The organism is Tautonia rosea (genome assembly GCF_012958305.1).
Classification (GTDB): domain Bacteria; phylum Planctomycetota; class Planctomycetia; order Isosphaerales; family Isosphaeraceae; genus Tautonia; species Tautonia rosea.
Map to the genome: position 1 here is coordinate 324,292 of NZ_JABBYO010000008.1, position 21,938 is coordinate 346,229.

Consider the following 21,938-nt stretch of genomic DNA (forward strand, 5'->3'; position numbering starts at 1 on the left):
ATCGGCAGGCCGCCGTCCTCCCCCTGACGATCTGCGACAACCCCCCCCCTGTCAACAGGTCAGATTCCGATTTATCAAAGGAATCACCGCGACCGCTTCCGCCCCTGGTCTCCCACGCGCTCACCGGCCGCCGCTCCCCTTCGGCCGGGTGGCACTCGACTCCGGACACCGTTGAGGGCGCCGATCACGTTCCTGCCAGTCTCATGGCTCCGAGTGTCCCACAGAAACCCCCCGGATCACTCGATCGTTCTAAAAAAAACGCAATTAAGCCTCCCTCGATTCCTGATGTTATCCAATGAGTCGCGCGGTCCTCGTCCTGATGACTCCGACCCCGGGAACCGCTCGCCCGATCAATCTGAATGGCGCACCCGTGTCTCTCTCCCTCATCCTCATCAAGAAAGCAATCACCCATGTCCCGCACCACCGTGAAGCAAACCATCGCCAACCGCTTGAACGCCCTCCTGTCCACCGGCCCGAAGACGATCGAGGGCAAGGCCCGATCGAGCCAGAACGCCCGAACCCACGGCCTCTCGAAACTCGGCACCCGACTCTCCGCCGACATGGCCGAGGCGATTGAAACGCGCAAGGCCCAGTGGCGCAACGATTACCGGCCCGAAGGGGCGGCGCAGGAATGGTTCTTCGAGCGCCTCGTGGCCGAATCCGTCCGCCTCGATTGCTGCGACGCCCGCATCGTCGCCGCCCGCGCCGAGCACGCCGCCCGCGCCTCCGAAAGCTGGGACGACGACCGCGCCGCCGCGATCGCCTCCCTCGGCGCCCGACTCGCCCATCAACCCGAGCGCATTCAATCGCAACTGCTCCAGAGCAAGCACGGCGTCCTCTGGCTCCTGGAGCGCTGGGATGAGGTCCGTGACTCCCTGACGCGTCACGAAGGCTGGACCTTCGAAACCTGGAACCTCGCCCTCGACCTCCTCGGCGTTCCCACCTTCGCCCGAGACGGCTCCGGCCCCTGGGACCTCGACCCCGAGGACAAAACCGAGGCCCCCGGCCTCGACCTCGTCGCCCAGGCCACCGCTGCATTACGTGACCGACTCGACGCCTATCTCCATGCCCGCGACGAGCGTGCCCAGGCCGACGCCGCCCTCGGCCTCGATGCCGACGAGCCCCCCTCCATCCGTCTCCTCGAACGCTACGCGGCCGACGCGCGTCGCCAGTTCTCAAGAAATCTTAACGAGTTGCGCCGCTTGCAATCCCTCGCTTCCCGACCCGCCCCCGCCAGCGCGCCCCCGCCTCCCGGCCCCCGACCGTCCCGCTGCACCTCTGCTCCCCCCATCGACCCCGACCCCCGATCTGCTCCCGATCGCCCCCCCGCGCCAATCGAAGCCATTGCCGATTCCTCCCCTTTGCGAAACGAAGCCAAGCCCCATGGCTCGTCCGATCGAACGGACGCCAACGCCGGATTCTCCCCCTTGCGAAACGAACCCGTTGTCACCGGCCAGCGTGCCGCAACCCTCCTCGGACGCCCCTCGATCTCCCGCACCACCCTGTCGGCCTCCTCTCCTCGGGAGAACCGACGCGCCCGACGCGCCCGGGCCGCCGCCGCCCGACGCTCCTGACGCTCCGTCAATCGGTCCCTCGTCTCGCGTTATCCATCAACGTTCACGGCGTCGCGTGGCACCAGTTCCGGCCTCGGAACCCGTCGTCAGTGCCGCCCCAACGTCCATCCCCATCCTCATGACCGGCACTCAGCTCGACCCGCGCCGCCCCGAGTCTTCGTTGTCTCCCCGTCATCCTTCTCCGACACCAGCGGGATTCATCGTACGATTCTTGCAATCACATTCATGACTGGGTAAAGCTCTGAACGGGTCCGCTCTCCGATCGATCACGGCGCAATCCGGGAGGGTCTGCAATGGTCACGGACAATGAATATGACGATCTGGAAAACCCCTACCGCGCTCCGGTGGGGCGGCACGACCAGATCCGAACCAAACACGAGATCCCGGGCCTTGGGCCAGACCCGAATCCGTGGAAAACCATCTGGAGACGCCCTCGGGCGACGATTCGCTACCTCGTCGCGACCGACCCGACACGCAGTGTCATGCTCCTGGCGGCGCTCAGCGGCATCAACAGCTCACTGAGCCGGGCCGTCGAACGCAACGCCGGAGACGTCTTGCCGCTCATCGCCATCCTCGGTCTGGCGGTGGTCCTTGGGCCGATCGGCGGCATCATCTGGCTCTACCTCGGCAGCGCCTTGCTCCGATGGGTCTCCGGCTGGTTCGGTGGTCGGGGCGAGAGCGAGCACATCCGCACGGCCATGGCCTGGTCGCTCGTGCCGGTCCTCACGACCATGGTCTTCTGGATCCCCCAACTGATCCTCTTCCGCGAGGAGATGTTCCAGTCCGAGATGCCCCGAGTCGAATCCGACCCCGCCCTGCTCAATACGATGGTCGCTCTCGGCGGTCTCGAAGCCCTTGCCATCCTCATCCTGGGCATCTGGACCTTCGTCCTCTTCCTGCACGGGCTCGGCGAGGTCCAGGGTTACTCGGCCTGGAAAGCGCTCGGCGTCACGATCGTCGCGGCGATCATGCTCATCCTCATCCTCCTGGTCGTCGTCTTCGGCATCGTCTTGCTGGTCGGTGGGCTAGTTGCCGGCTTCGGAGGAATGGGCTAATAATCGTTTATCAACAAAATCTCGATTCAAAAAACGAATCCTTGTTCATGTGCCTTGATTGGCTTTCCTGAAGCAAAGATCCCCGGGTCGGGGGCGGGAGTCGATCCTGCCGCCACCGGCCCGGCTCCCGGCCGTTGGACAAGGGATATTAGGAGGAGCGGCCAGGGCCATCGCCCTCGTTCGCCTCGTTCGCCTCGGCCGGAGGTTGCGGTCGGCGCGGGACGGCGGCGGGCTGGGCCTCGGCCTCCCCCTCGGCGCCGAGGTTGGTTACGCGGACGTTGGTGTAGACGACCGGGTCGAGGTTGTAGCGGGGTTCCCACTCATCGGCCCGGACCTTGACGGTGCTGTCAAGGAACTCGATCAAGGGCGTGGTGGCTTCGGGGGCAAAGCGGAGGAGGTTCGTGGCGGGCAATCGGGTTTCGGTCAGGGCCACTCGGCTGAGGCGCTGGCGTTCGACGGTCGGACGCAGGGCATCGACCAGGGCGGAGCGCTCGGCATCGCCGGCCCCGGCCTGCAGCAAGATCGGCAATCGGGGGGCAAGCGCAGTGACCGCCGGTTCAATCGGACGATCGTTGAGGGTCGGGCGGGGGGAGATCAGGACCATCGCCGCCAGGTCGCTCGTGCGCCCTTCGATCGAGACCGCCCCTCCTGGAGCCGAAGCCCAATGAGCCGCCAGATTGGCCCCGTCTCCCAACGCGACCACGGCGAACTTCGCCAGGTTCAGCTCGCGCCGGTTGTGCCGATCGAGCAGGAACCGGTAGGACGCCTGCAGGTCTCCGATCCACCGCAGCAAGGGGTTGCCGACGGTCCCTCGCGACCGCGACGGGCTTTGCCCATGCCCGCGCAGGTCGACGGCAAGCACGGCATACTCCAGTTCCTGCAGATGGGTGGCGATCCCCTGACCCTCCAGGTCGGCCACCGCGGCGTCGAAGTCCTGACTCGATCGCCCGGGTCCGAGGTCGTGCACGAGCAAGACGACCGGCGCCGCCGCGCCGAGCTGCGACGGATAGTACCGCACGGCCAGCGGAGCCCCGTCGAAGCTGGCGATCGTCAGCTCGTAGCGAAAGGGCCACTGGGGGACGATCGGCATGTTCGGGTCGGCCGGCCTTCCTGCGGGCGGTCGGGCCGCGTCGGCCGGCATGGCCGCCGGGCCGAGCGGGTCGGCCGCCGGACCCTCGGCAATCTCCCCCGGAGGATTCTCGGGAGGCAATCGCAGCCCTCCCGGCGGTGCCTCCTCATCGGTGTTGACCTGGGGATCGCCCTGCTGCGCTCCCTTGAGCTGTGGAACCTCCCGGGGACGCGCGGCGGGAGGAGCCTCCTGCGCTTGCGCTTGCCCTTGCCCTTGGTTCGGGTTCGGGTTCTGCGCCGACACGACGCCCGCGAGGGTCAGAGGCGCGACGCCGAGCAGTATGGCAAGGCGAGCCATCCGTTCGATCGGGTGTCGTCGATCGAGTCTCATCGCGTGGTCCTCTCCTCTGGTGTCGGGGCCTTGGCGGCGGGGCATCACCTCAAGGAATTCTATCGTATCGTTGATCGGCAGGCGCGATCCAGGCAAGAGCCCCGGCCGATCGTCCCCCTCGGACCAAGGAGACACCATGAGAACGGCCCGGCCGATCGGGTCGAGCAGACCACCGGCCGGGCCGTTCCAGTGTCCAACGCGTGTCACCACCGACGATCAGGGGCGGTGGGCATCATGACAGGCCTTGCAGTTGGCCGCACTCTTGAGCATGGCCGGGGCGTCATCCGCCCCCTTCACCGCGGCCTCGGCGGCGTTGACGAGGGCCTCGGTCTTGGCCTTCCAGCTCTCCAGGTCACCCTCGGGCGGTTCGTTCTCAGCCAAACCCTTGAACAGCACGAGCAGCCGATCCTTCTCCTCGGCCGACGCCTCGCCACTGGCCACCTTCTTGTTCAAGCCTCCCTTCATGGCCTCCTTCATCACCTCGGAGATGGAGATCGGCGCATCTTCAGCGGCGAACCGGGCCGCTCCGGTCAGGAAGGCGGTTGTGAACAGGAAGGCGCTGGCCAGCATGATCCATTTCTTCGTCATGGAAATCGGACTCCCGAGTCTTGGAACCAAAAGACCGAGACACCGCGGTCTCGCGATCCGGGCCCGCGTGGCAAGACGTCGCCCGGCGGGGCATACGATAATCCGATGATTCGGACCATGCCATCGGGCACCGCCACCATTTTGAGCCAGGTCACGTCGGCCTTGAGGTCATCGAGTCGGAATCGAGGAGCCGGAACGCTTGAAGCGATGCGTCGGATCGTCTCGGGTGAACCGGAGCGAAACGCGGTCTCTCGACCGGCCGAAAACCATGGTGTTGGCCTGGTCCTTCTCGATCTCAAAGAGCAAGGTATTGGTGAAGCGGACCCCCTCGGGACCGTCGGGCAAGGGGGCCTCCACGTAGAGCCAGGTGGTCTTCACGCTCACCTCCTTACCGACCCATTGCAACTCGGCCGGTTCCCCCTCGGCAGGGGCGATGATCAGGTGGTCGCGGAGGTAGTCGAGAATCATCTCATCAACATTCTCAGTCTGCTCCAGGTCGACCCGCTCCCCCTCGCGCAGGCCAAGGGCCTGTTCCAGGTCGCCGGGGTTGTAGATGCGGATTGCCATCTCCAGCGTGCCGGCCTCGGCGTTGAACTCGACCTCGGCGATCGTCACGTGGAACGGGTGGGCCTCGGCCGTGTTTGTGATTGGAGCCAGAGCCATCATCAGGGTCATCGCCAGTGCCGGGGTGCTCATGGGGCATGCTCCGCAGGAAACGTGTTCAAACGACTACAGATTGAGCGGCGAGAGTCCCACGATACTGTACGACGAGGGGGGCAGAATCGCCAGGCAATCGGGACGCTGGAGGTTTGCGACGAGCCAACCGGCGTGATAGTGTCAGTCCCGCATCGTCGTCCGGGCCGATCGGTCCGAGACGAGTTGAGACGTGGTCTCGGGGTCATCGAAGGCGCATCACGATCGAGCCGACCAGGGCAGTCGGTGAGTCGGCAGGGATCAACACCACTCCTGGCCGGTCACGACCCCGCCCCGAACAGCCCGGCTCGGACCGAACCGGCGGAGGCACAGGGCATCGATGGAGATTCACCCGTTGATCATTCTGGCCGTCGGCATCGCGACGGTCGTGGGAATGATTCTTGTCTTGCGGCTCAATGCCTTCCTGGCCCTTATCACCGCGGCCATCCTGGTCAGCCTGATGGCTCCGGGGCCGATTGCCGAGAAGATCAGCCGGGTCGCCCTGGCCTTCGGCGCATCGGCTGGAACCATCGGCATCGTCATCGCCCTGGCGGCCATCATCGGCACCTGCCTGATGGAAAGCGGTGCGGCCGACCGGATCGTCCGCTTCTTCCTCCGCGTGCTGGGCGAAAAGCGGGCCGCGACCGCCCTGATGGGCAGCGGCTTCGTCCTGGCCGTGCCGGTCTTCTTCGACACCGTCTTCTATCTGCTCGTCCCCCTCGGCCGATCCCTCTTTCGTCGAACAGGAACCAATTATCTCAAATATGTTCTTGCCATTGCGTGTGGTGGGGCGATCACTCACACCCTCGTGCCGCCGACGCCGGGGCCGCTCCTGATGGCGGCGAACCTGGGGATCGACCTGGGCGTGATGATCCTCATCGGCATTGCCGTGGCCTTGCCGGCGGCGATCGTCGGCCTGGCGTTCGGGAGCTGGGCCGATCGCCGCATGCCCGTGCCAATGCGGCCGATCGGCGGGATCACCGAGCCGAAACCGCCGCGAGACGACATGCTGCCGCCGCTCGGTCTGGCCATCTTGCCCGTGGCCCTGCCGGTCCTGCTCATCACCCTGAACACCGTCCTGAAGACGATGGCCGACAGCGAGCATGCCGCCCGGATCGTGGCCGAAGACGTGGCCGATCCCGCCGGCTTCCTCGCGCCGATCTCGGCCGAAACCCTCCCGCCCGACTCCCCCCTGGTCTTGCTCAACACCCTTTTGACCGACGCCGAGCTGGACCGCAACGCCCCCTCGGCCGATGCGATCGCTCTTGCCCTAAATAAAAATGTGCTCAATCAACGTGGAGCGGACAAGGCCCTGAGCACGACGAACCTCTCCCGGCTCTCCGAGGCCGACGTGGAACGAGCCAACCGCCTGGTCCTGGAGCAGCTTTACCCCGAGTCGGTGCTGCGTCGGCACGAGTGGGACACTCCCTTGCGGCAGGCTTCGAACGTGGCCTCGTTCGTCGGAGACGCGAACTTCGCCCTCTTGCTCTCGGCCACGGTGAGCATGCTGCTCCTGGTCCGGCAGCAGCGGCACGGACGCGAGGAGATCGCAAAGCTGGTCGAACAATCGCTCATGAGTGCAGGCGTCATTATTTTGATCACCGCGGCAGGCGGTGCCTTCGGGGCGATGCTCCAGCAGGCCCAGATCGGCGCGGTCCTGGAAGATGCGTTCGGCTCGGGCGATGCTCCGGACGCGGCGAAGCGATCAGGCCTGATCCTGCTGTTCGTCGGCTTCGGCGTCTCGGCGGTCCTAAAGGTGGCGCAGGGGTCGAGCACCGTGGCGATGATCACCGCCTCGGGGATCATCGCGGCCCTGATCCCGACCGGAGGCGGGGCGGTGCTCGGCTATCACCCGGCGTACCTGGCCACGGCGATCGGCAGCGGCTCGTTGATTGGGTCGTGGATGAACGACAGCGGCTTCTGGGTCTTCGCCAAGATGAGCGGCCTGACCGAGGCCGAGGCGCTCAAGAGCTGGACCCCCCTGCTCCTGGTGCTCGGCATTGTTGGCCTGATCGTCAGCCTGGTGCTGGCCGTCGTGCTGCCGCTGGTGGGCCTGGCCTGATCGGAGGGTGTTGTACTGAATTGCCTCGATGACTGACTCTTGGGGTGGCTGGGGTCGAGCGCAGCGAGCCCCCAGTTCCGAGGCCGATCACCTGGGGGCTCGCTGCGCTCGACCCCAGCCACCCCGGAGGACAAGGGTTTCTGTTCCAAACACGTCGGTCTCAGCGCGTCCGAGCGTCCCCGGGAGTGTCGTCTCATGCACCCTGTCGCGACCCTTGGCCTGGCCATCGCCCTGGTCCTGTTCGGCATCCTGGCCCTTCGCCTGCACGCGTTCCTGGCCTTGCTCCTGGCGGCCTTTGTCGTGGCCAGCTTGACGCCAGCCGAGACGCTTCGCTCGATCGCCGACGCGAGACTCGCCGCCGGGAACTGGACCGCCAAACGGGCCGACGCCTTCGCCTCCTCGACCCCCGCGGCCCGCGTGGCCGAGGGGTTCGGCGACACGGCCGCCAGCATCGGCATCCTGATCGCGATGGCGGCGATCATCGGCAAGTGCCTGCTCGACAGCGGCGCGGCCGATCGCGTGGTCCGGTCGGCCGTCAACCTGGTGGGGCAGGCGCGGGCCTCGCTGGCGTTCCTGGGCAGCGGCTTCATCCTGGGGATTCCGGTCTTCTTCGATACGGTCTTTTACTTGATCATGCCTCTAGGCAAGGCGATGTGGCTACGGAGCCGTCGTGATTACCTGCTGTATGTGCTCTCGATCGTCGCCGGGGCGACGATGGCCCACTCGCTCGTCCCGCCGACGCCGGGACCCCTGCTCGTGGCCGGAGAGCTGGGGGTCGACCTGGTGACGATGGGGGTGGCCGGCATGGTGGTCGGGTCGATCGCATCGCTGGGGGGCTATGCGTTCGCCCGGTTCCTGAATCGCCGGATGGACATTCCCTTGCGCGAATCGGCCGACCTGTCGATCGAGGATCTCGAAGCCGTGATCCGCAAGCCTGACTCCGAGCTGCCGCCGCTTTGGCTGGCCCTGACGCCGATCGTCTTGCCCTTCCTCTTGATCGCCTCGGACGTGACGCTTAGCACGTATCTGGAGCGGCTCGACGGGGCCGAGCCGCTCGGCTGGGTGGCGGCCGTGACCCCGTTGGTGCGGACGATCGGCGACAAGAACGTGGCGCTGACGATCGCCTCGGGGGTGGCCATGAGCATGCTGATCGCCCGCCCGGGGGTCGATCGCACGTCCCTGGCCGAGGCCGTGCGGAGTGCCCTGGCCGGGGGCGGGGTCATCATCCTCATCACCTCCTCGGGCGGTGCCTTCGGCGCGGCGATCCGGCAAGGAGGGGTCGCGCAGTCGATCGAGGCGATGGCGGGGGGCGGGTCGGCCTCGCTCGTCTTGCCGCTCGCGTTCCTGGTGACGGCCCTGGTCCGATCGGCCCAGGGGTCGGCCACGGTGGCGATGATCACGGCCGTCGGCGTGCTCGCCCCCCTGGCCGAGTCGGGGGCGCTCGGCTGCCACCCCGTCTACCTCGCCATGGCGATCGGCTGCGGCTCAAAGCCGGTCGCCTGGATGGCCGACAGCGGCTTCTGGGTCATCTTGCAGATGTCCGGCCTGACCGAGGCCGAAGGCTTGAAGACCGTCACGCCGATGACCGGCATCATGGGCCTCGTCGGCCTGGGGGCGACCATGCTCGGCGCCTGGCTCTGGCCGATGGTCTGAGCGGGACGATCCGGGACAGGGCGTGGGGCTCGGGCATCCCCAGGGGTCAGCCATCCAGGACATTCGATGTCGGGCCCGAGCTCCAATTCCCTGGTCCTTGCCGAATTGAGCCGTCCGAGGTCACGGCGCCTCGGCCGGTTCGGGGTCGGTCGGCGGTTCCGCCTCCGAGGGGCCAGGCATCGCCAGGGCGACGCGGACGATGGCCAGATCGCGCAATTCGGGGTCCTCGATCGATCGGATCACTTCTCCGGCGGCGTCGAGTGCCCTCCCCCTGGCGAGCGCCTCGGCCAGCTCCGGCAGGAACTCCTCGCGCTCTTCCTCCGGCAGGTCCGTCACCGTCCGAATGGCGGCCTCGACGCCGTCGAGTTCCAGGCGGGCACGTGCGATGTTGGCCGCCGTCCGATGAAGCAAATTGTATGTATTGGACAAGACATCCCTTGGAACCGAATGCCGTTCGTCCGGGGATCGCCGGGCGAGGAGACTTCGGAACGTCGTCTCCTCCTTGTCGAGCGCCTCCCGGAAGTATCGAAGGGCCCCATCCTCATCGCCTGCGTCCCGCTTGATCTCGGCGAGCGCGAACTGGTCGAACTGGCTTCCTCGGTCGATCAGCTCGGCGATGAGCGGGTCGCTCGATTCAAACGCATTCAGCTTCAAGTAAAGCTCGGTAATTGATTCCATGACGTTACGTTTCAATCCCCAGTCCTCGATCGTCCGGACGATCCGGAGCGCCTCAGCCAGGGATTCCAGGGCGTCGTCTCGATGGCCTGCATCGGCCTGATCCGAGGCGATCCGGGCCAATCCTATCGCGATGGATTGTTTGATTTGCTCGACCTGGTGGGTCTTGCCCGTCGGTTCGATGGCGCGGATCGTTGCCAGGGCGTCCTCGAATCGCCCGAGCTGCGCCTCAAGCTGGGCCAGAATGGGCAGAGGAAGGGGAGGAGCCAGGGCGTCGGCCTCGTGGAGTCCGGGGGGAGCCTCCGGGGCGGCACGGGCCTCCCTCCTGAGCTGGGCCAGGGCCTCGTTGATCAACTCACCGTCTTCCGGCTTCAGCACGATCACGATGTTCACGAGGGCGGATCGTCGCTTCGCTGTGTTCAGCGGGTTGCGGAAAAATGCCGAGGTTCGCAACTCCTCAAGGGCCTTGGCGACCTTCCCCGAATAGGCGGTCAGGCGATTCGAGATTTCCGTGGGAGCGCCCGAGGGGAGCCTTTCAAGGAAGGCTCGGTAAGGCTCAATCACCGTCTCGATCCCCTCAGGACCGAGGGATTTGTGCCAGGTCCACACCAGCGAATCCCATTCCGTGAGCTGGAGATCCTGTTCCATTGCCTCGATGACCCCGACCGCCTCACGCAACGTGTCTTTGGCCGCATCGCGGTCCCCCGCCAGGGCCTGGGCGGAGGCGATCCGGATGATCGGGTGCGGATTGGTCGTCCGAGTCGCTTCGGGGATCTCCTCGGCAGCGTCACGAGCCAGCAGGAGGGCATCAAGGGCCGCGTCGGTCTGCCCACGCTGAACCCGGGCGAGTCCGAGCCGCAGCAATGTCTCCGCGCGGCGTTCCGGGTCGTCGATTGCCTCGACGATCTCCTCGGCCCGCTGGTCGATCGCCTCGGGCGAGAGGGCGGGTTGCTGGCGGATCGAGGGATTTGGGGCGGAGGAGGGCAACCGGGAAATCGTCGGTCCCGGGGGGTTCCCCGGATTTGACCCCTGGGCCGCAACCACGGCCGCGACACCGGCGGCGCAGAGGCCGGTGCCGAGGACGAGGGCGGCGGCGGCGGTTTTCAGCTTGGCAAGGAACATGGCGTGGATGACTCCTCGGGAAAGGGCCGCGACGGTGGGGGAGAGGGAGGCGACGCCGGCCCCGGTGGCGGCGCGGCCGAGCAGGAGGGAGACGGCGGAGCGGACGGTCCGCTCCGTCAGGGCGTTCGGGACGATCCCCGCGAGGGCCGCAGGCGCGGGGAGGGTGGGGGAAACCCCTCGGGCCGCGAGGCGGGAGCGGAGCAAGGCGCGACCGCGGTTCAGGCGGGCCTTGATCGTGCCGACGGGGCAGCCGAGCCGGGAGGCGACCTCCTCGTAGGAGCAGCCGCCGAGGTCGTGCAGGGCGATCGGCCCGCGGTAGTGCGCGGGCAGGCGGTCGAGTTCGCGGAGCAGGGCCTCCAGGTCGCCGGGGGCGTCGGCGAGGGGAGGGACGGCGACGGCCTCGGGACGGGCGGCGCGGCGCTCGGAGTCGCGGCGGGATCGGGCGTCGGCGAGGGATCGCAGGGAGATCCGCCGGGCGACGCCGTAGAGCCAGCTCGCGACCGAATCGCGGCGGCGGATCGACCTGGCCCGCTCGGCCAGGACGAGGAAGGTGGCCTGGTAGGCGTCCTCGGCCGCGTGCCGGTCGGCCAGCACCCCCCGGCAGACGCGCCAGACCATCGGCCCATGACGGCGGACGAGGGTCTCAAACGCCGCGTCGCCGCCGTCGTCCGGCTGCTGGAGGAAGCGGTCGAGCAACCGGCCGTCGGACCAGTCGCCCATCGTCCCGAGGCGGAAGAGGGTCCGCCAGTCGCTCCCCGCCAACTTCGACCGATTGCCCGCCATGAGCCCGGGTCCTCCTCCCCTTTTTTGCGCCGATCGTCGGTGTCCACTCCATAGTGCAGCGGGGAGGGGAGATTGTTGCACGGATTTGCCGAGGGCGGCCGGATTTCGCGCGGCGAGGATCGGGGCGGGGGAGGATTGGGCAGGACGATCAATCGACGTTTCGGTACATGACGTCGGTGCGCAGCACGTACTTCCGACCCTGCTCGACCGGGTTGCCCTCGTGGAGGATGGCGTGGCGGAAGACGAGAGCCATCCCCTGCTCCGGGACGATCGAGGCGATTGGCTGCTGGTCGGCGTCGTAGAAGGCGGTGGTGCCGCCGTCGAAGTCGTCGTTGAGGTAGGCCATGAAGGTGAACAGGCTCCGCTCGCCGTCCGGTCGGCGGAAATAGCCGTCGAGGTGGCGCTTGAACGACTGGCCGGGGTCGTAGCGGTAAGAGCGGAACCTCTCGTTCAGCCCGGAAAGCTCCCAGGAGCCGATCCGACGGGGGAGGAACGGCGTGGCCCGCTCGAACCAGTGGGCGGCCAGGCCCGTGTCATCCACGATCAGGCGATCGTTGTCCCGAATGTCGGGCATCCTGATGGCGCCGAATCGGGTCGTGACCGGCGCCTCCGAGAAGCCGATCCGCTCAAACTCGGCGATGAACCGCGAGCATTCCTCGGGCGAGAGGAAGCCGCGGATCACGAACACCTGATCCCCGACGATCGCTTCCCGCTGCATTTGGCCCCTCCTTTCATCCCTCCGAGGGTTGTGGTCTCGGCGATCCGGCCGCGGCCCGTGCGTGCAAGTGATGGTTCCAGCAGGCTATCGGCCGGGCCGCTGCCGGGCAAGCCGAGGATGGCATCGTTGCGAGGCGATGCGATTGCGCCGTCGAGGGGCCAGACAATTCGATCTTCTCTGATGCGTTGAACGTTCCGAAGCGTCCGGACGCTTCGGATCGATCGAACGAAACGGAATGCGATCAGGTCTAGAATTCTCGACGGGCGACGCTATGATCCCAGCAACGGGATGCCCGCCGGACGGCGTCCCCGTCCGCCCGCATCGCCCGCGTCCCCGACGACCCGATCGGCGTCCGCCCCGCATCTTCCCCGACGGAGCCCCCGGCCGTGGATGTCTTGCTGCTGTCTCGGTTGCAGTTCGCGTTCACCATCATGTTTCATTACCTGTTCCCGCCGTTGACGATCGGGATCAGTGTCGTGCTGGTGCACCTGGGGTTCATGCGTCTGATTCGCCCGAAGGATCGGATTTATGAACAGGCGGCGAAGTTCTGGACGAAGATTTTCGGCCTGAATTTCGCGCTAGGGGTGGTGACGGGGATTGTGATGGAGTTTGAGTTTGGCACGAACTGGGCGGCGTATTCAAGATATGTGGGGGACGTGTTTGGTTCGGCATTGGCGGCGGAGGGGATCTTCGCGTTCTTTTTGGAGTCGGGGTTCCTGGCGGTCCTGTTGTTCGGCTGGGAGCGGGTGGGGGTGAAGACGCACTTCTTTGCCACGGTGATGGTGGCGATCGGGGGGATCTTCTCGTCGATCTGGATCGTGATCGCCAATAGCTGGCAGCAGACGCCGACCGGGTTCGAGATCAGGGAGTACAAGATCCACGGGCAGACCTTCACCCGCGCCGAGATCACGGATTTCTGGGGGATGGTGTTCAACCCGTCGACGGTCGATCGCCTGATTCACGTCTGGCTCGGGGCCTTCATCCTGGGGGCCTTCTTCGTGATGAGCATCTCGGCGTGGTATTTGTTGAAGAATCGGCATGTGGAATTCGCCAAGCGGTCGTTCACGGGGGCGTTGATCCTGGCGACGGTGTCGTCTCTCTTGCAACTGGTCTCGGGGCACTCGCAGGCGACGATGGTGGCCGAGCATCAGCCGGCGAAACTGGCGGCGATGGAGGGCTTGTATGAGACGCAGTCGCGGGCGCCGCTGTCGTTGTTCGGCTGGCCCGACAGCGAGGAACGGCGGACGAAGTTCGCGATCGAGGTGCCGGGGATGCTCAGCTTTCTCGTGCACGGCGATCTCGATGCCGAGATACGCGGCTTGAACGAGCTGGAGGCGGACTACGGCAACCCGCCCGTCTGGCTGACGTTCCAGGCGTATCACCTGATGATCGCCATCGGCATGCTGTTTGTGGCGACGACGGTCCTGGCGTCGTATTATCGGATGCGAGGAACCTTGTATGAGAAGCGCTGGCTGCTCTGGTACTTCGTGTTTGCCGTCTTCCCGGCGTTTGTGGCGAACGAGGCGGGATGGGTGACGGCGGAGGTGGGGCGGCAGCCGTGGGTCGTGTATCCGACGATGGTGGACGGCACGTTGCAAGGGGGATTGCGGACGAGCGATGGATTGTCGGAGGTGGTGACGGCCGAGCATGTGCTGGGATCGATCATCATGTTCGGCCTGATTTACGCGTTGCTGTTCGTGCTCTGGATCACGATCCTCAACAGCAAGATCCAGCATGGGCCGGAGCCGATTGCCGAGACACCGCCCGATTCCGCTGCTCATGTGCTGGAAGCGGCATCGGCGCGGGTTGATCATGCCGGGTCGCTGACCGAGGCGAAGGAGCCGCCGGAGGCGGACGAAGGGAAGGGAGCGTCCTGAGCGGGACCCGGGTCGGTTGGGGAACAAAGAGCGAAAGCGTCGGCACGTCTCGGTGAGTGTTCAATCAAAAAGGCAAACGAATTCCATGGATCTCAACCTGCTCTGGTTTATTCTGCTTGGGGTCTTGCTGGCCGGGTACGCGATTCTCGACGGATTCGACCTGGGGGTCGGCATCCTGCACCTGACGGCGAAGGGAGACACCGAGCGCCGGGTGATGATCAATGCGATCGGGCCGATCTGGGACGGCAACGAGGTCTGGCTCGTGACCTTCGGCGGGGCGATGTTCGCGGCCTTTCCGGAGGCGTATGCGACGGTGTTCTCGGGGTTCTACATCGCGTTCATGATGGTCCTGTTCGCCTTGATCTTCCGCGCGGTGTCGATCGAGTTCCGGGGCAAGAGCCACTCGAAGCTCTGGCGGCGGGCGTTCGACTTCGGCTTCTTCGCGTCGAGCCTGCTGGCGACCTTGTTGTTCGGGGTGGCGGTCGGCGCGGCGATGGCCGGGGTGCCGCTGGATGAGCGGGCCCTTTATGCGGGCGGGTTCCTCGACATCCTCTCGGTCTACACCCTGATGGTCGGCGTGCTGGCGGTGACTCTATTCACGATGCACGGGGCGATTTATCTTTTGTTGAAGACCGAAGGAGAGCTGCGCGAGCGGCTGTATCGGCACGCCTGGACGGGGTTCGGGTTCTTCCTGGTGACGTACCTGATGGTGACGATCCTGACCCTGGTGCGGATCCCTCGGGCGACGGCCAACTTCGAGGAGTACCCGTGGGCCTGGGTGGCCGTCTTCGCCAACATTCTCTTGATCGCGAATATTCCGCGCAGTCTGTTCCTGCACAAGGCGGCGCAGGCGTTCGCCTCCAGTTGCGGGGCGATCGGGGCGTTCGTATTCTTGCTGGGGATCGCGCTGTTCCCGAACATCGTGACCAGCTCGATCGCTCCCGACGAACGGAGCCTGACGATCTACAACGCCGCCAGCTCGCAGCAGACGCTCTGGAACATGGCGATCGTCGCGGCGATCGGCTCTCCCCTGGTCCTCTCGTACACGGCGATCGTTTACTGGACCTTCCGGGGGAGGGTCCGGCTGGACCCGCACAGCTATTGAGTTCCGTCTGTCGATTGACTGCGGGCCGCCGTGTGGAAGAATTTTGAGCGGGTTCTTGCTCCCTGGCACGCGTCGGGTTAGGGTATCGGTCGGATCAAGATTTTCACATCGACAGGCACGGCATCTCCATGCTCACACCCGTTCTGATCTTCTATCTGATCATCAAGGGGGCGTTTCTCGCTGGGATCATCAAGGCATTCTCGAACAACGATTCCTTGGCAGCCAAGCCGATCATGATGGCGGCGATCTACACGTTGGGCGTGGCCGGGTTGAGTTATGTGTATCTGAACCCGTCGATGCTGCGTGAGATGGGGATCGTCTGGGAAGACCGAAAGATCTGGCTGGGGACGACGTTTCTGCTGGCGGCGGTGTATTTCTGGCTGCTAGCGAAGTTCGAGGATGCCGGGGCGCTCTGGTGGGCGATCTTGATCCTGGGCCTCGGACTGGTGATTTATTGAGCACTTCGGGCGGGTGAGACGAGCCGACCGGGACGGGACGACGCGGTGCCGACGGTGTACACGAAGCGGCGGGCTTGAGGTGTGGCGAGTCAAGCGTCGAGCGCTCGGATCGAAGCAGGGACGAAGTGATGACCATCGATTTCACGTGTCCAAAATGCGGCGCCCCGTTCACCGTCCCCGAGTCGCTTGCGGGCAAGACCGGCCGGTGCAAGAAGTGTCAGCATCAGATGACGATCCCCGCGTCGAAGCCCGTGGCGGCAGCGCAGGTCGCTGCCAGCGGGATGTTCCGGCTTTCGGGTCCCCGAACGGCCGGTGCCGGTTACGTGGGCGGAGGGCGGCCGGGTCTCACCTCCGACGTCGGGCTCGCCCCGTTGACCGAGGAGGTCCGGCCGGTCTTCGGCAAGGGGGCGCCTCCGCAGAAAAAGCAGTACAGTTTCAACCCGGACCTGCTGCTGGAGAACTCGGTGCCGGGGTCGTCGTACAAGCTGGTGGCCTCGCACAAGGTGTTGCCGACGGTTGGTCGAGAGTCAGCCGGGGCGCGGACTCCGGGGGCTCTGGAGCGGTTCTGGCGAAGTCAGTCCCGGGCCGTGCTCCGCGTGGTCCGACAGTTCAGCGATCTGGTCTATTTGCTGACGGTCCCCTGTGTGATCCTGATTTTGGTGGCGATTGTGCTCGACCGGCGCGACCTGGCGGTGCTCGGGGCGACGGGGGTGATCGTCCTGAGCCTGCTCCGCCTTGTGCTGGAGGGGTTCGCGCTGGTCGCCGGGCCGTTCAAGGAGAACCCGCTGCAGGGGATCCTGTTCCTGATCCCACCGTTTACGTTTATTTACTTGTCGAAATACCCGAAGCGGACCAAGAAGGCGCTGGGCCGGGTGCTCGCGCCGATGGGTTGGATTCTTGGGGTGATTCTGGCATTTGCCTTCATCCCCCAGCTTTCCAGCGGCGAGGGGGCGGAGGGCGGCTCGACGCTCGACCGCGCCCGGGCCGAGGTTGGAGCGCTGAAGGGAGATGTGACGAGCGAGCTGGAGGGTCAGGGGGTTTCGCTCGACGCAGTGCGGAATTCCGAAACCGGCCAGCGAGCCCGCGAGGCCCTCGGCGAGTTGAAGTCGAGAGCCCGGGACGGGCTCGACCAGGCCAAGCAGGCTCTTCCTCAACAGGGGGCCCCGCCCTCCGAGCCAAACCCGTGACCGTCCGCCCGCCGTCTTCCAAGGCCCCAAGCACCGAACCGAACCAATTCGAATCGAACTGAGGCGTCGCGATGTCAAGGTCCCCCCACGTCAATCCATCGGCCGACGGCGATGAGATCGTCGAACTGACTCCGACCGTCGAAATTGCCTTCCACCGAAATCCCGCCGCCGACGATCCGACGTTCGACTTCGCCCTGGGTGGCCTTCCCGAGGAGGGAGGCCACGTCGAGCTGGTGGCCGGGGCGGCGCAAACGATCCGGTCGGAGACAACCTCGCTGCTTCATGCCCGACTCCGGATGGTCTCCTTCGTGATGCTGGTGATCTTCTCGATGTCTCTGGTCTGGTCGCTCGTCAACGAGGCAGCGTTGGACACGGGGGCCTTGCGGCTGATTACGGGGGTCAATATTGCCCGGATCGCCGTGCTCGGGGTGATCCTGGGCGTCCTCTGGAGCCGCCCTCACTTTTCAAACCGCTTTTTAAGAGGGCTGGAATATGCACTCTTTGGCAGCCTGATCGTCTCGTGGATGGCCGTGCGGTATCAGTCGATCCTCAGCAACGCCCGAGCCGGGGCAATGGTCGATCTGGTGCTCGAAGCGCAGCTTCAGATGTTCGCACTGTTTGTGTTTATGATCCTGCATGGGCTGTTTATCCCCCACCGCTGGACCGGCACGGCTCGGGTGGTGGTCACGATGGCGCTGGCGCCGGTCGTCACGCTGGCGGCCCTGAAGCTCGGGCATCCGGAACTGTTGGATCGGATTGCCTCGATCACCAACGAACGGACCCTGAGCACCGACATTCTGATCGTGGCCGTCGGCGTCTTCCTCGCCACCTATGGCTCAGCCATGTTCGACCAGATGCGAACCAAGGTGCACGAGGCGAAGAAGTTCGGCCAGTACCAACTGCTGCGGAAGATCGGCGCTGGAGGCATGGGAGAGGTTCACCTGGCCGAGCACGCTCTCTTGAAGCGTCCCTGCGCCCTAAAGCTGATCCGGAACGACGCCGCGGCCGATCCGACCGCCCTGGCCCGCTTCGAGCGTGAGGTGCAGACAACCGCGCGCCTGACCCACCCGAACACGATCGAGATCTTCGACTACGGCCACACCGACGACGGCACCTTCTATTACGTGATGGAATACCTGCCGGGCATGAGCTCGGCCGAACTGGTCGAACAGCACGGCCCCCTGCCCCCCGGTCGGGTGATTTATCTGCTCCGCCAGGCCTGTAGCGGGCTGGCCGAGGCCCACGCCGAGGGCCTGATCCACCGCGACCTGAAGCCGGCGAATGTGTATGTCTCGGAGCGAGGCGGGTTGTGCGACTTCGTCAAGGTCCTCGACTTCGGCCTCGTCAAGTTGACCCAGGAGCCCGAAGCCGCTCAGCTGACCGCCGACATGACCGTCAGCGGCACACCGCTCTACATGTCTCCCGAACAGGCAACCGGTGAGCGTGGGCTCGACGCTCGGTGCGACCTCTACGCCCTCGGCGCGGTCGCCTACTACTGGCTGACCGGCCGTCCTCCCTTCGAAGGAAGTAGCCCGGTTCAGGTGATGATCGCCCACGCCCGAGACGCCGTCACGCCCCCCTCGGCCCACCGCCCCGAAGTCCCGCAGGACCTCGAAGCCGTCATCCTCCGCTGTCTCGCCAAGGCTCCGAGCGATCGCTTCGCCGACGCCTCGGAGCTGGAACAGGCACTCGCCGCTTGCTCCTCGGCTAGCGACTGGGACCACCGCCAGGCCGCCCTCTGGTGGCACGAAGTGATGCTCGGACAGGCCACGCCCACCGACGCCTGATCGACACCCCGCACCTCCACCGCGGCCAGCCCTTGTGCGGCCTCGACGCCGACACGATGGGGGGCAGACCGAAAAAAGGACATTGAGGTCTTGAAGTCTGCCTGTTGGGTTGATAGAGTGACCGGAGTGGTCATGATCGCTCGTTCTGAAGGCCGGGGCGGGCAAGGGGCCGGAGGTTTCTTTGAGCCGATTGCGTTGCGGAGTGGGTGGACGTCGGCACCGGCGTCGCGCTCCGGGAACCGAAGGAGTCCTCGGCGATGTTCTGTAATCAGTGCGAGCAGACGGCCCACGGGATTGGTTGCACGATGAGCCCCGGCGTGTGCGGCAAGGATGCCGACGTGCAATCGGTGCAGGAGTTGATTTTGTACGGCCTGAAGGGGATGGCGGCGTATGCGAGCCACGCCCGACGCTTGGGCAAGAGTGACGAGTCAGTGAGCGCTTTCATCGAGGACGCCCTGTTCTCGACCATGACCAACGTAAATTTCGATCTGGCGAGCCTCTTCGAGATCGCGATGGAGCTGGGCCGGAAGAATCTCCGCGTCATGGAGCTGCTTGACGAGGGGCACGTCGAGATGTTCGGCAAGCCGTCGCCGTCGGTTGTGCAGGCGGGGACGAGGCCGGCGCCGGGCATTTTGATGACCGGGCACGACCTGGTCGATCTCTGGAACCTGTTGCAGCAGGTCGAAGGGACGGAGGTGAAGGTTTACACGCATGGGGAGATGTTGCCTGCGCACATGTATCCAAAGCTTCGGGAACACCCGAATCTGGCCGGTCACTACGGAGGCCCCTGGCAGAAGCAGAAGCAGGAGTTCCCGAAGTTTGGCGGGCCGGTCGTGGCCACGACCAATTGTATTTTGATTCCGAAGGAGGATTACGCCGACCGCATCTTTACCACGCGGTTCACGGCCGTGCCGGGAGGCACTCGGCTGGACGGCGACGACTACGGGCCGGTGATCGCCAAGGCGAGAGAATGCGGGCCTTTGCCGGAGGTCCGGCAAGGGACGTTCCAGGTCGGCTATCACCGGACGGTCTTGCTCGACGCCGCGCCGACGATTGTCGAGGCGGTGAAGGCCGGTCAGATCAGCCGCTTCTTTGTCATCGGCGGCTGCGACGGGGCCGAGCCGGGGCGGAATTACTTCTCCGACTACGCGGCGAACACCCCTCCGGATTCGTTCATCCTGACGCTCGGTTGCGGCAAGTACCGGATTCTCGACCGCGACCACGGCACCCATCTGGGCCTGCCGAGAGTGATGGACATGGGTCAGTGCAATGATGCCTACGGGGCCATCCAGGTTGCGCTGGCGCTGGCCAATGCGTTCGGATGCGGGGTGAACGACCTGCCGCTGACGCTGGTAGTGAGCTGGTTCGAGCAGAAGGCGGTGGCCGTCTTGCTGACCTTGCTGTCCTTGAACGTAAGGGGGATCACGATCGGCCCGAATCCTCCAGGGTTCATCACGCCGAAGGTTTTTCAGATTCTTCAGGAACAGTTTGACCTTCGCCTGACCGGGTCGGACCCGCTGGTCGATCTCAGGCTGGCAGTTTCGTGACGGCAGGTTCAATCCCCCCTTTGGCTGGACTGGACGGCTGGGGGGGGATCGGCTAGGGTCTGGCGTCCGGCTCGGCTCGTTCAGGGACGAAGGAGCGAGGATTCATGGACGTCATCTGCTGCGGAATGTATCGGGCCTGTTCGACCTGGCAATACGAGGTCATCGGGCACCTGATCGAGTGGCGGCGCAAGGGGGAGCGGCTCGGCTACGTCGAGGGCTCGGACTACGACCCCGCGCCGGGCCGGGGGCGGTTCCGGGTCCTCAAGTGCCACGACCAGCACCCGAACTTCGCTCAGGCGGTGGCCGAGGGAGACGCGCTGGCCGTTTACTCGTACCGCGACCTGCGCGACGTAGTTGACTCGATGCGGCACAAGATGGGTCGATCGTTCGATGCGTTAATGCGTGAAGGGCTCGTGCATCGCATTCTCAGTAACGATCGGTTCTGGATGACCCGGCCCGGCGCGCTGGTGCAGCGGTACGAAGACCTGGTGGCCGACCCGGCCGCCGGAGTGCTGGAGATCGCCCGGTTCCTGGGGATCGCCCTGACGATCGACGAGGCGGAGGAGATCGCCGAGGCCTTCTCTCCCGAGGCGAACCGACGCCGGATCGAGGCGGTGCGTCGCGAGGCCGAGGCGCTGGGGATCGACCCGGACGACCCCTCTCAGACGGTCCGTCACGACGCGAAAACACTCTTTCACGGCAATCATTTGCGGCTCAGTCGGGTGGGAGACTGGCGCGAGGCGCTCTCGACCGAGGAGCAAGGTATGCTGGCGCTGCTCGCCGGGTCCTGGCTGATTACCCGGGGGTACGAGGCCGATCTGTCGTGGGCCCCTCAGGAGCTGGGGGCGGGGATTGCCGGTCGAATTGCCCGGTCTCGCTGGCACTGCTGGGTCTATTTCACGGCGAGACGGTATCCGAAGGCCGCCGCGATCGCCCGTCGATGGCTCGGCGTTCAACGCCTTGAGGACGCGAACCTCTCAGGAGCGTCCGGCCGTCGCGATCGGGTTCGGCAGGATTGAGCGAGCAGGTGCGGGCTGTCGACCTCGGCCCGAGCTTCGAAGACGCGCCTTGGTGAAGACATCTCAATCGGAGCGATTCATGAGCGTGATTTCGCCTGGCAATTCGTGCAAGGGGCGTTCGACCCTTCGTTGGGATCGAACCGTCAGGAGAGCACACGCGTACCAAGAAAATCGAGGGACAGTGGTGCGCGGACAACACTGACAGGAAGAGGATCGGCAGCGGGGACTTGATCTTTTCCAAGAGGCGTGCCAGAGTAAGAGATGAGCACGGTGAATTTACCGCGCTCAATCGCGTGTGATTCAAGAGCGAGGTCCAGAAGAAGTTGCCGCCGATCGGCAACGGCTGGTCTCGTTGAGGCAGAAAAAAAAGACCTGAGGATTGCATTCCGACCGAGCGACCTTGTTTTGCGATTCCCACACCAAAGACACTCCCCCGCATGGGATCGGAGGACGTCTTGGGGGTCGAAACGAGGTTGCCTGCGAATCTCGACCTCGGTGGCCGCAACGCGACCGATCGACGTTGGGAACTGGGCTTGTCAGAAGGCCCGAGATGAGCACAATCCGCAGAGAGAGCGT

General features: G+C 65.4%; 16 protein-coding genes. 11 read left to right on the forward strand and 5 right to left on the reverse strand.

All coding sequences use genetic code 11. The annotated features are described in order from the left end of the window. Nucleotides 1–410: 410 nt before the first annotated feature. Together HG800_RS16390 and HG800_RS16395 are read left to right on the forward strand one after the other, a co-directional pair. Nucleotides 411–1,574 (forward strand): hypothetical protein, encoded by a 1,164-nt coding sequence (locus HG800_RS16390; protein ID WP_169977702.1) that lies wholly within the window; start codon nucleotides 411–413, stop codon nucleotides 1,572–1,574. 293 nt (nucleotides 1,575–1,867) lie between these two features. Next, on the forward strand, nucleotides 1,868–2,629 hold the full coding sequence (locus HG800_RS16395) for a Yip1 family protein (RefSeq protein WP_169977703.1): 762 nt from the start codon (nucleotides 1,868–1,870) through the stop codon (nucleotides 2,627–2,629). A gap of 148 nt (nucleotides 2,630–2,777) precedes the next feature. Here HG800_RS16395 and HG800_RS28260 read toward each other — a convergent pair whose 3' ends face one another. The 3 genes from HG800_RS28260 to HG800_RS16410 form a co-directional block, all read right to left on the reverse strand. Continuing rightward, nucleotides 2,778–4,295 carry an alpha/beta hydrolase gene (locus HG800_RS28260; protein ID WP_169977704.1) on the reverse strand — a complete coding sequence of 506 codons (1,518 nt, stop codon included), beginning with the start codon at nucleotides 4,293–4,295 and terminating at the stop codon, nucleotides 2,778–2,780. A gap of 9 nt (nucleotides 4,296–4,304) precedes the next feature. Then, nucleotides 4,305–4,676: a hypothetical protein gene (locus HG800_RS16405; RefSeq protein ID WP_169977705.1), complete on the reverse strand. Its 372-nt coding sequence runs from the start codon at nucleotides 4,674–4,676 to the stop codon at nucleotides 4,305–4,307. Between the two features lie 168 nt (nucleotides 4,677–4,844). Continuing rightward, a complete protein-coding gene (locus HG800_RS16410; RefSeq protein WP_169977706.1) occupies nucleotides 4,845–5,372 on the reverse strand; it encodes a DUF6702 family protein in 528 nt (175 codons plus the stop codon). 337 nt (nucleotides 5,373–5,709) lie between these two features. Here HG800_RS16410 and HG800_RS16415 point away from each other — a divergent pair, with 337 nt between their 5' ends. Continuing rightward, the gene (locus tag HG800_RS16415; RefSeq protein ID WP_169977707.1) at nucleotides 5,710–7,431 is read left to right on the forward strand and encodes a GntP family permease; all 1,722 of its coding nucleotides are present in this window, start codon (nucleotides 5,710–5,712) and stop codon (nucleotides 7,429–7,431) included. Nucleotides 7,432–7,626: 195 nt separating this feature from the next. Further along, a complete protein-coding gene (locus HG800_RS16420) occupies nucleotides 7,627–9,084 on the forward strand; it encodes a GntP family permease (protein WP_169977708.1) in 1,458 nt (485 codons plus the stop codon). Nucleotides 9,085–9,204: 120 nt separating this feature from the next. Here HG800_RS16420 and HG800_RS16425 read toward each other — a convergent pair whose 3' ends face one another. Beyond that, complete coding sequence (locus HG800_RS16425) at nucleotides 9,205–11,664, reverse strand: sigma-70 family RNA polymerase sigma factor (protein WP_169977709.1); 2,460 nt, start codon at nucleotides 11,662–11,664, stop codon at nucleotides 9,205–9,207. Nucleotides 11,665–11,812: 148 nt separating this feature from the next. Continuing rightward, nucleotides 11,813–12,382 carry a prolyl hydroxylase family protein gene (locus HG800_RS16430; RefSeq protein ID WP_169977710.1) on the reverse strand — a complete coding sequence of 190 codons (570 nt, stop codon included), beginning with the start codon at nucleotides 12,380–12,382 and terminating at the stop codon, nucleotides 11,813–11,815. A gap of 386 nt (nucleotides 12,383–12,768) precedes the next feature. Between HG800_RS16430 and HG800_RS16435 the strand changes: the two genes are divergently transcribed. From HG800_RS16435 to HG800_RS16465, 7 genes are all read left to right on the forward strand, one after another. Further along, the gene (locus tag HG800_RS16435; protein WP_169977711.1) at nucleotides 12,769–14,259 is read left to right on the forward strand and encodes a cytochrome ubiquinol oxidase subunit I; all 1,491 of its coding nucleotides are present in this window, start codon (nucleotides 12,769–12,771) and stop codon (nucleotides 14,257–14,259) included. Between the two features lie 85 nt (nucleotides 14,260–14,344). Then, nucleotides 14,345–15,364, forward strand: a complete 1,020-nt coding sequence (gene cydB, locus HG800_RS16440; protein WP_169977712.1) for a cytochrome d ubiquinol oxidase subunit II — start codon at nucleotides 14,345–14,347, stop codon at nucleotides 15,362–15,364. Between the two features lie 128 nt (nucleotides 15,365–15,492). After that, nucleotides 15,493–15,822: a hypothetical protein gene (locus HG800_RS16445; RefSeq protein WP_169977713.1), complete on the forward strand. Its 330-nt coding sequence runs from the start codon at nucleotides 15,493–15,495 to the stop codon at nucleotides 15,820–15,822. Nucleotides 15,823–15,950: 128 nt separating this feature from the next. Continuing rightward, on the forward strand, nucleotides 15,951–17,009 hold the full coding sequence (locus HG800_RS16450) for a hypothetical protein (protein WP_169977714.1): 1,059 nt from the start codon (nucleotides 15,951–15,953) through the stop codon (nucleotides 17,007–17,009). 71 nt (nucleotides 17,010–17,080) lie between these two features. Further along, complete coding sequence (locus HG800_RS16455) at nucleotides 17,081–18,796, forward strand: serine/threonine protein kinase (RefSeq protein WP_169977715.1); 1,716 nt, start codon at nucleotides 17,081–17,083, stop codon at nucleotides 18,794–18,796. 257 nt (nucleotides 18,797–19,053) lie between these two features. Further along, the gene (gene hcp, locus HG800_RS16460) at nucleotides 19,054–20,343 is read left to right on the forward strand and encodes a hydroxylamine reductase (RefSeq protein WP_169977716.1); all 1,290 of its coding nucleotides are present in this window, start codon (nucleotides 19,054–19,056) and stop codon (nucleotides 20,341–20,343) included. A gap of 104 nt (nucleotides 20,344–20,447) precedes the next feature. Then, complete coding sequence (locus tag HG800_RS16465) at nucleotides 20,448–21,362, forward strand: sulfotransferase domain-containing protein (protein ID WP_169977717.1); 915 nt, start codon at nucleotides 20,448–20,450, stop codon at nucleotides 21,360–21,362. Nucleotides 21,363–21,938 lie beyond the last annotated feature (576 nt).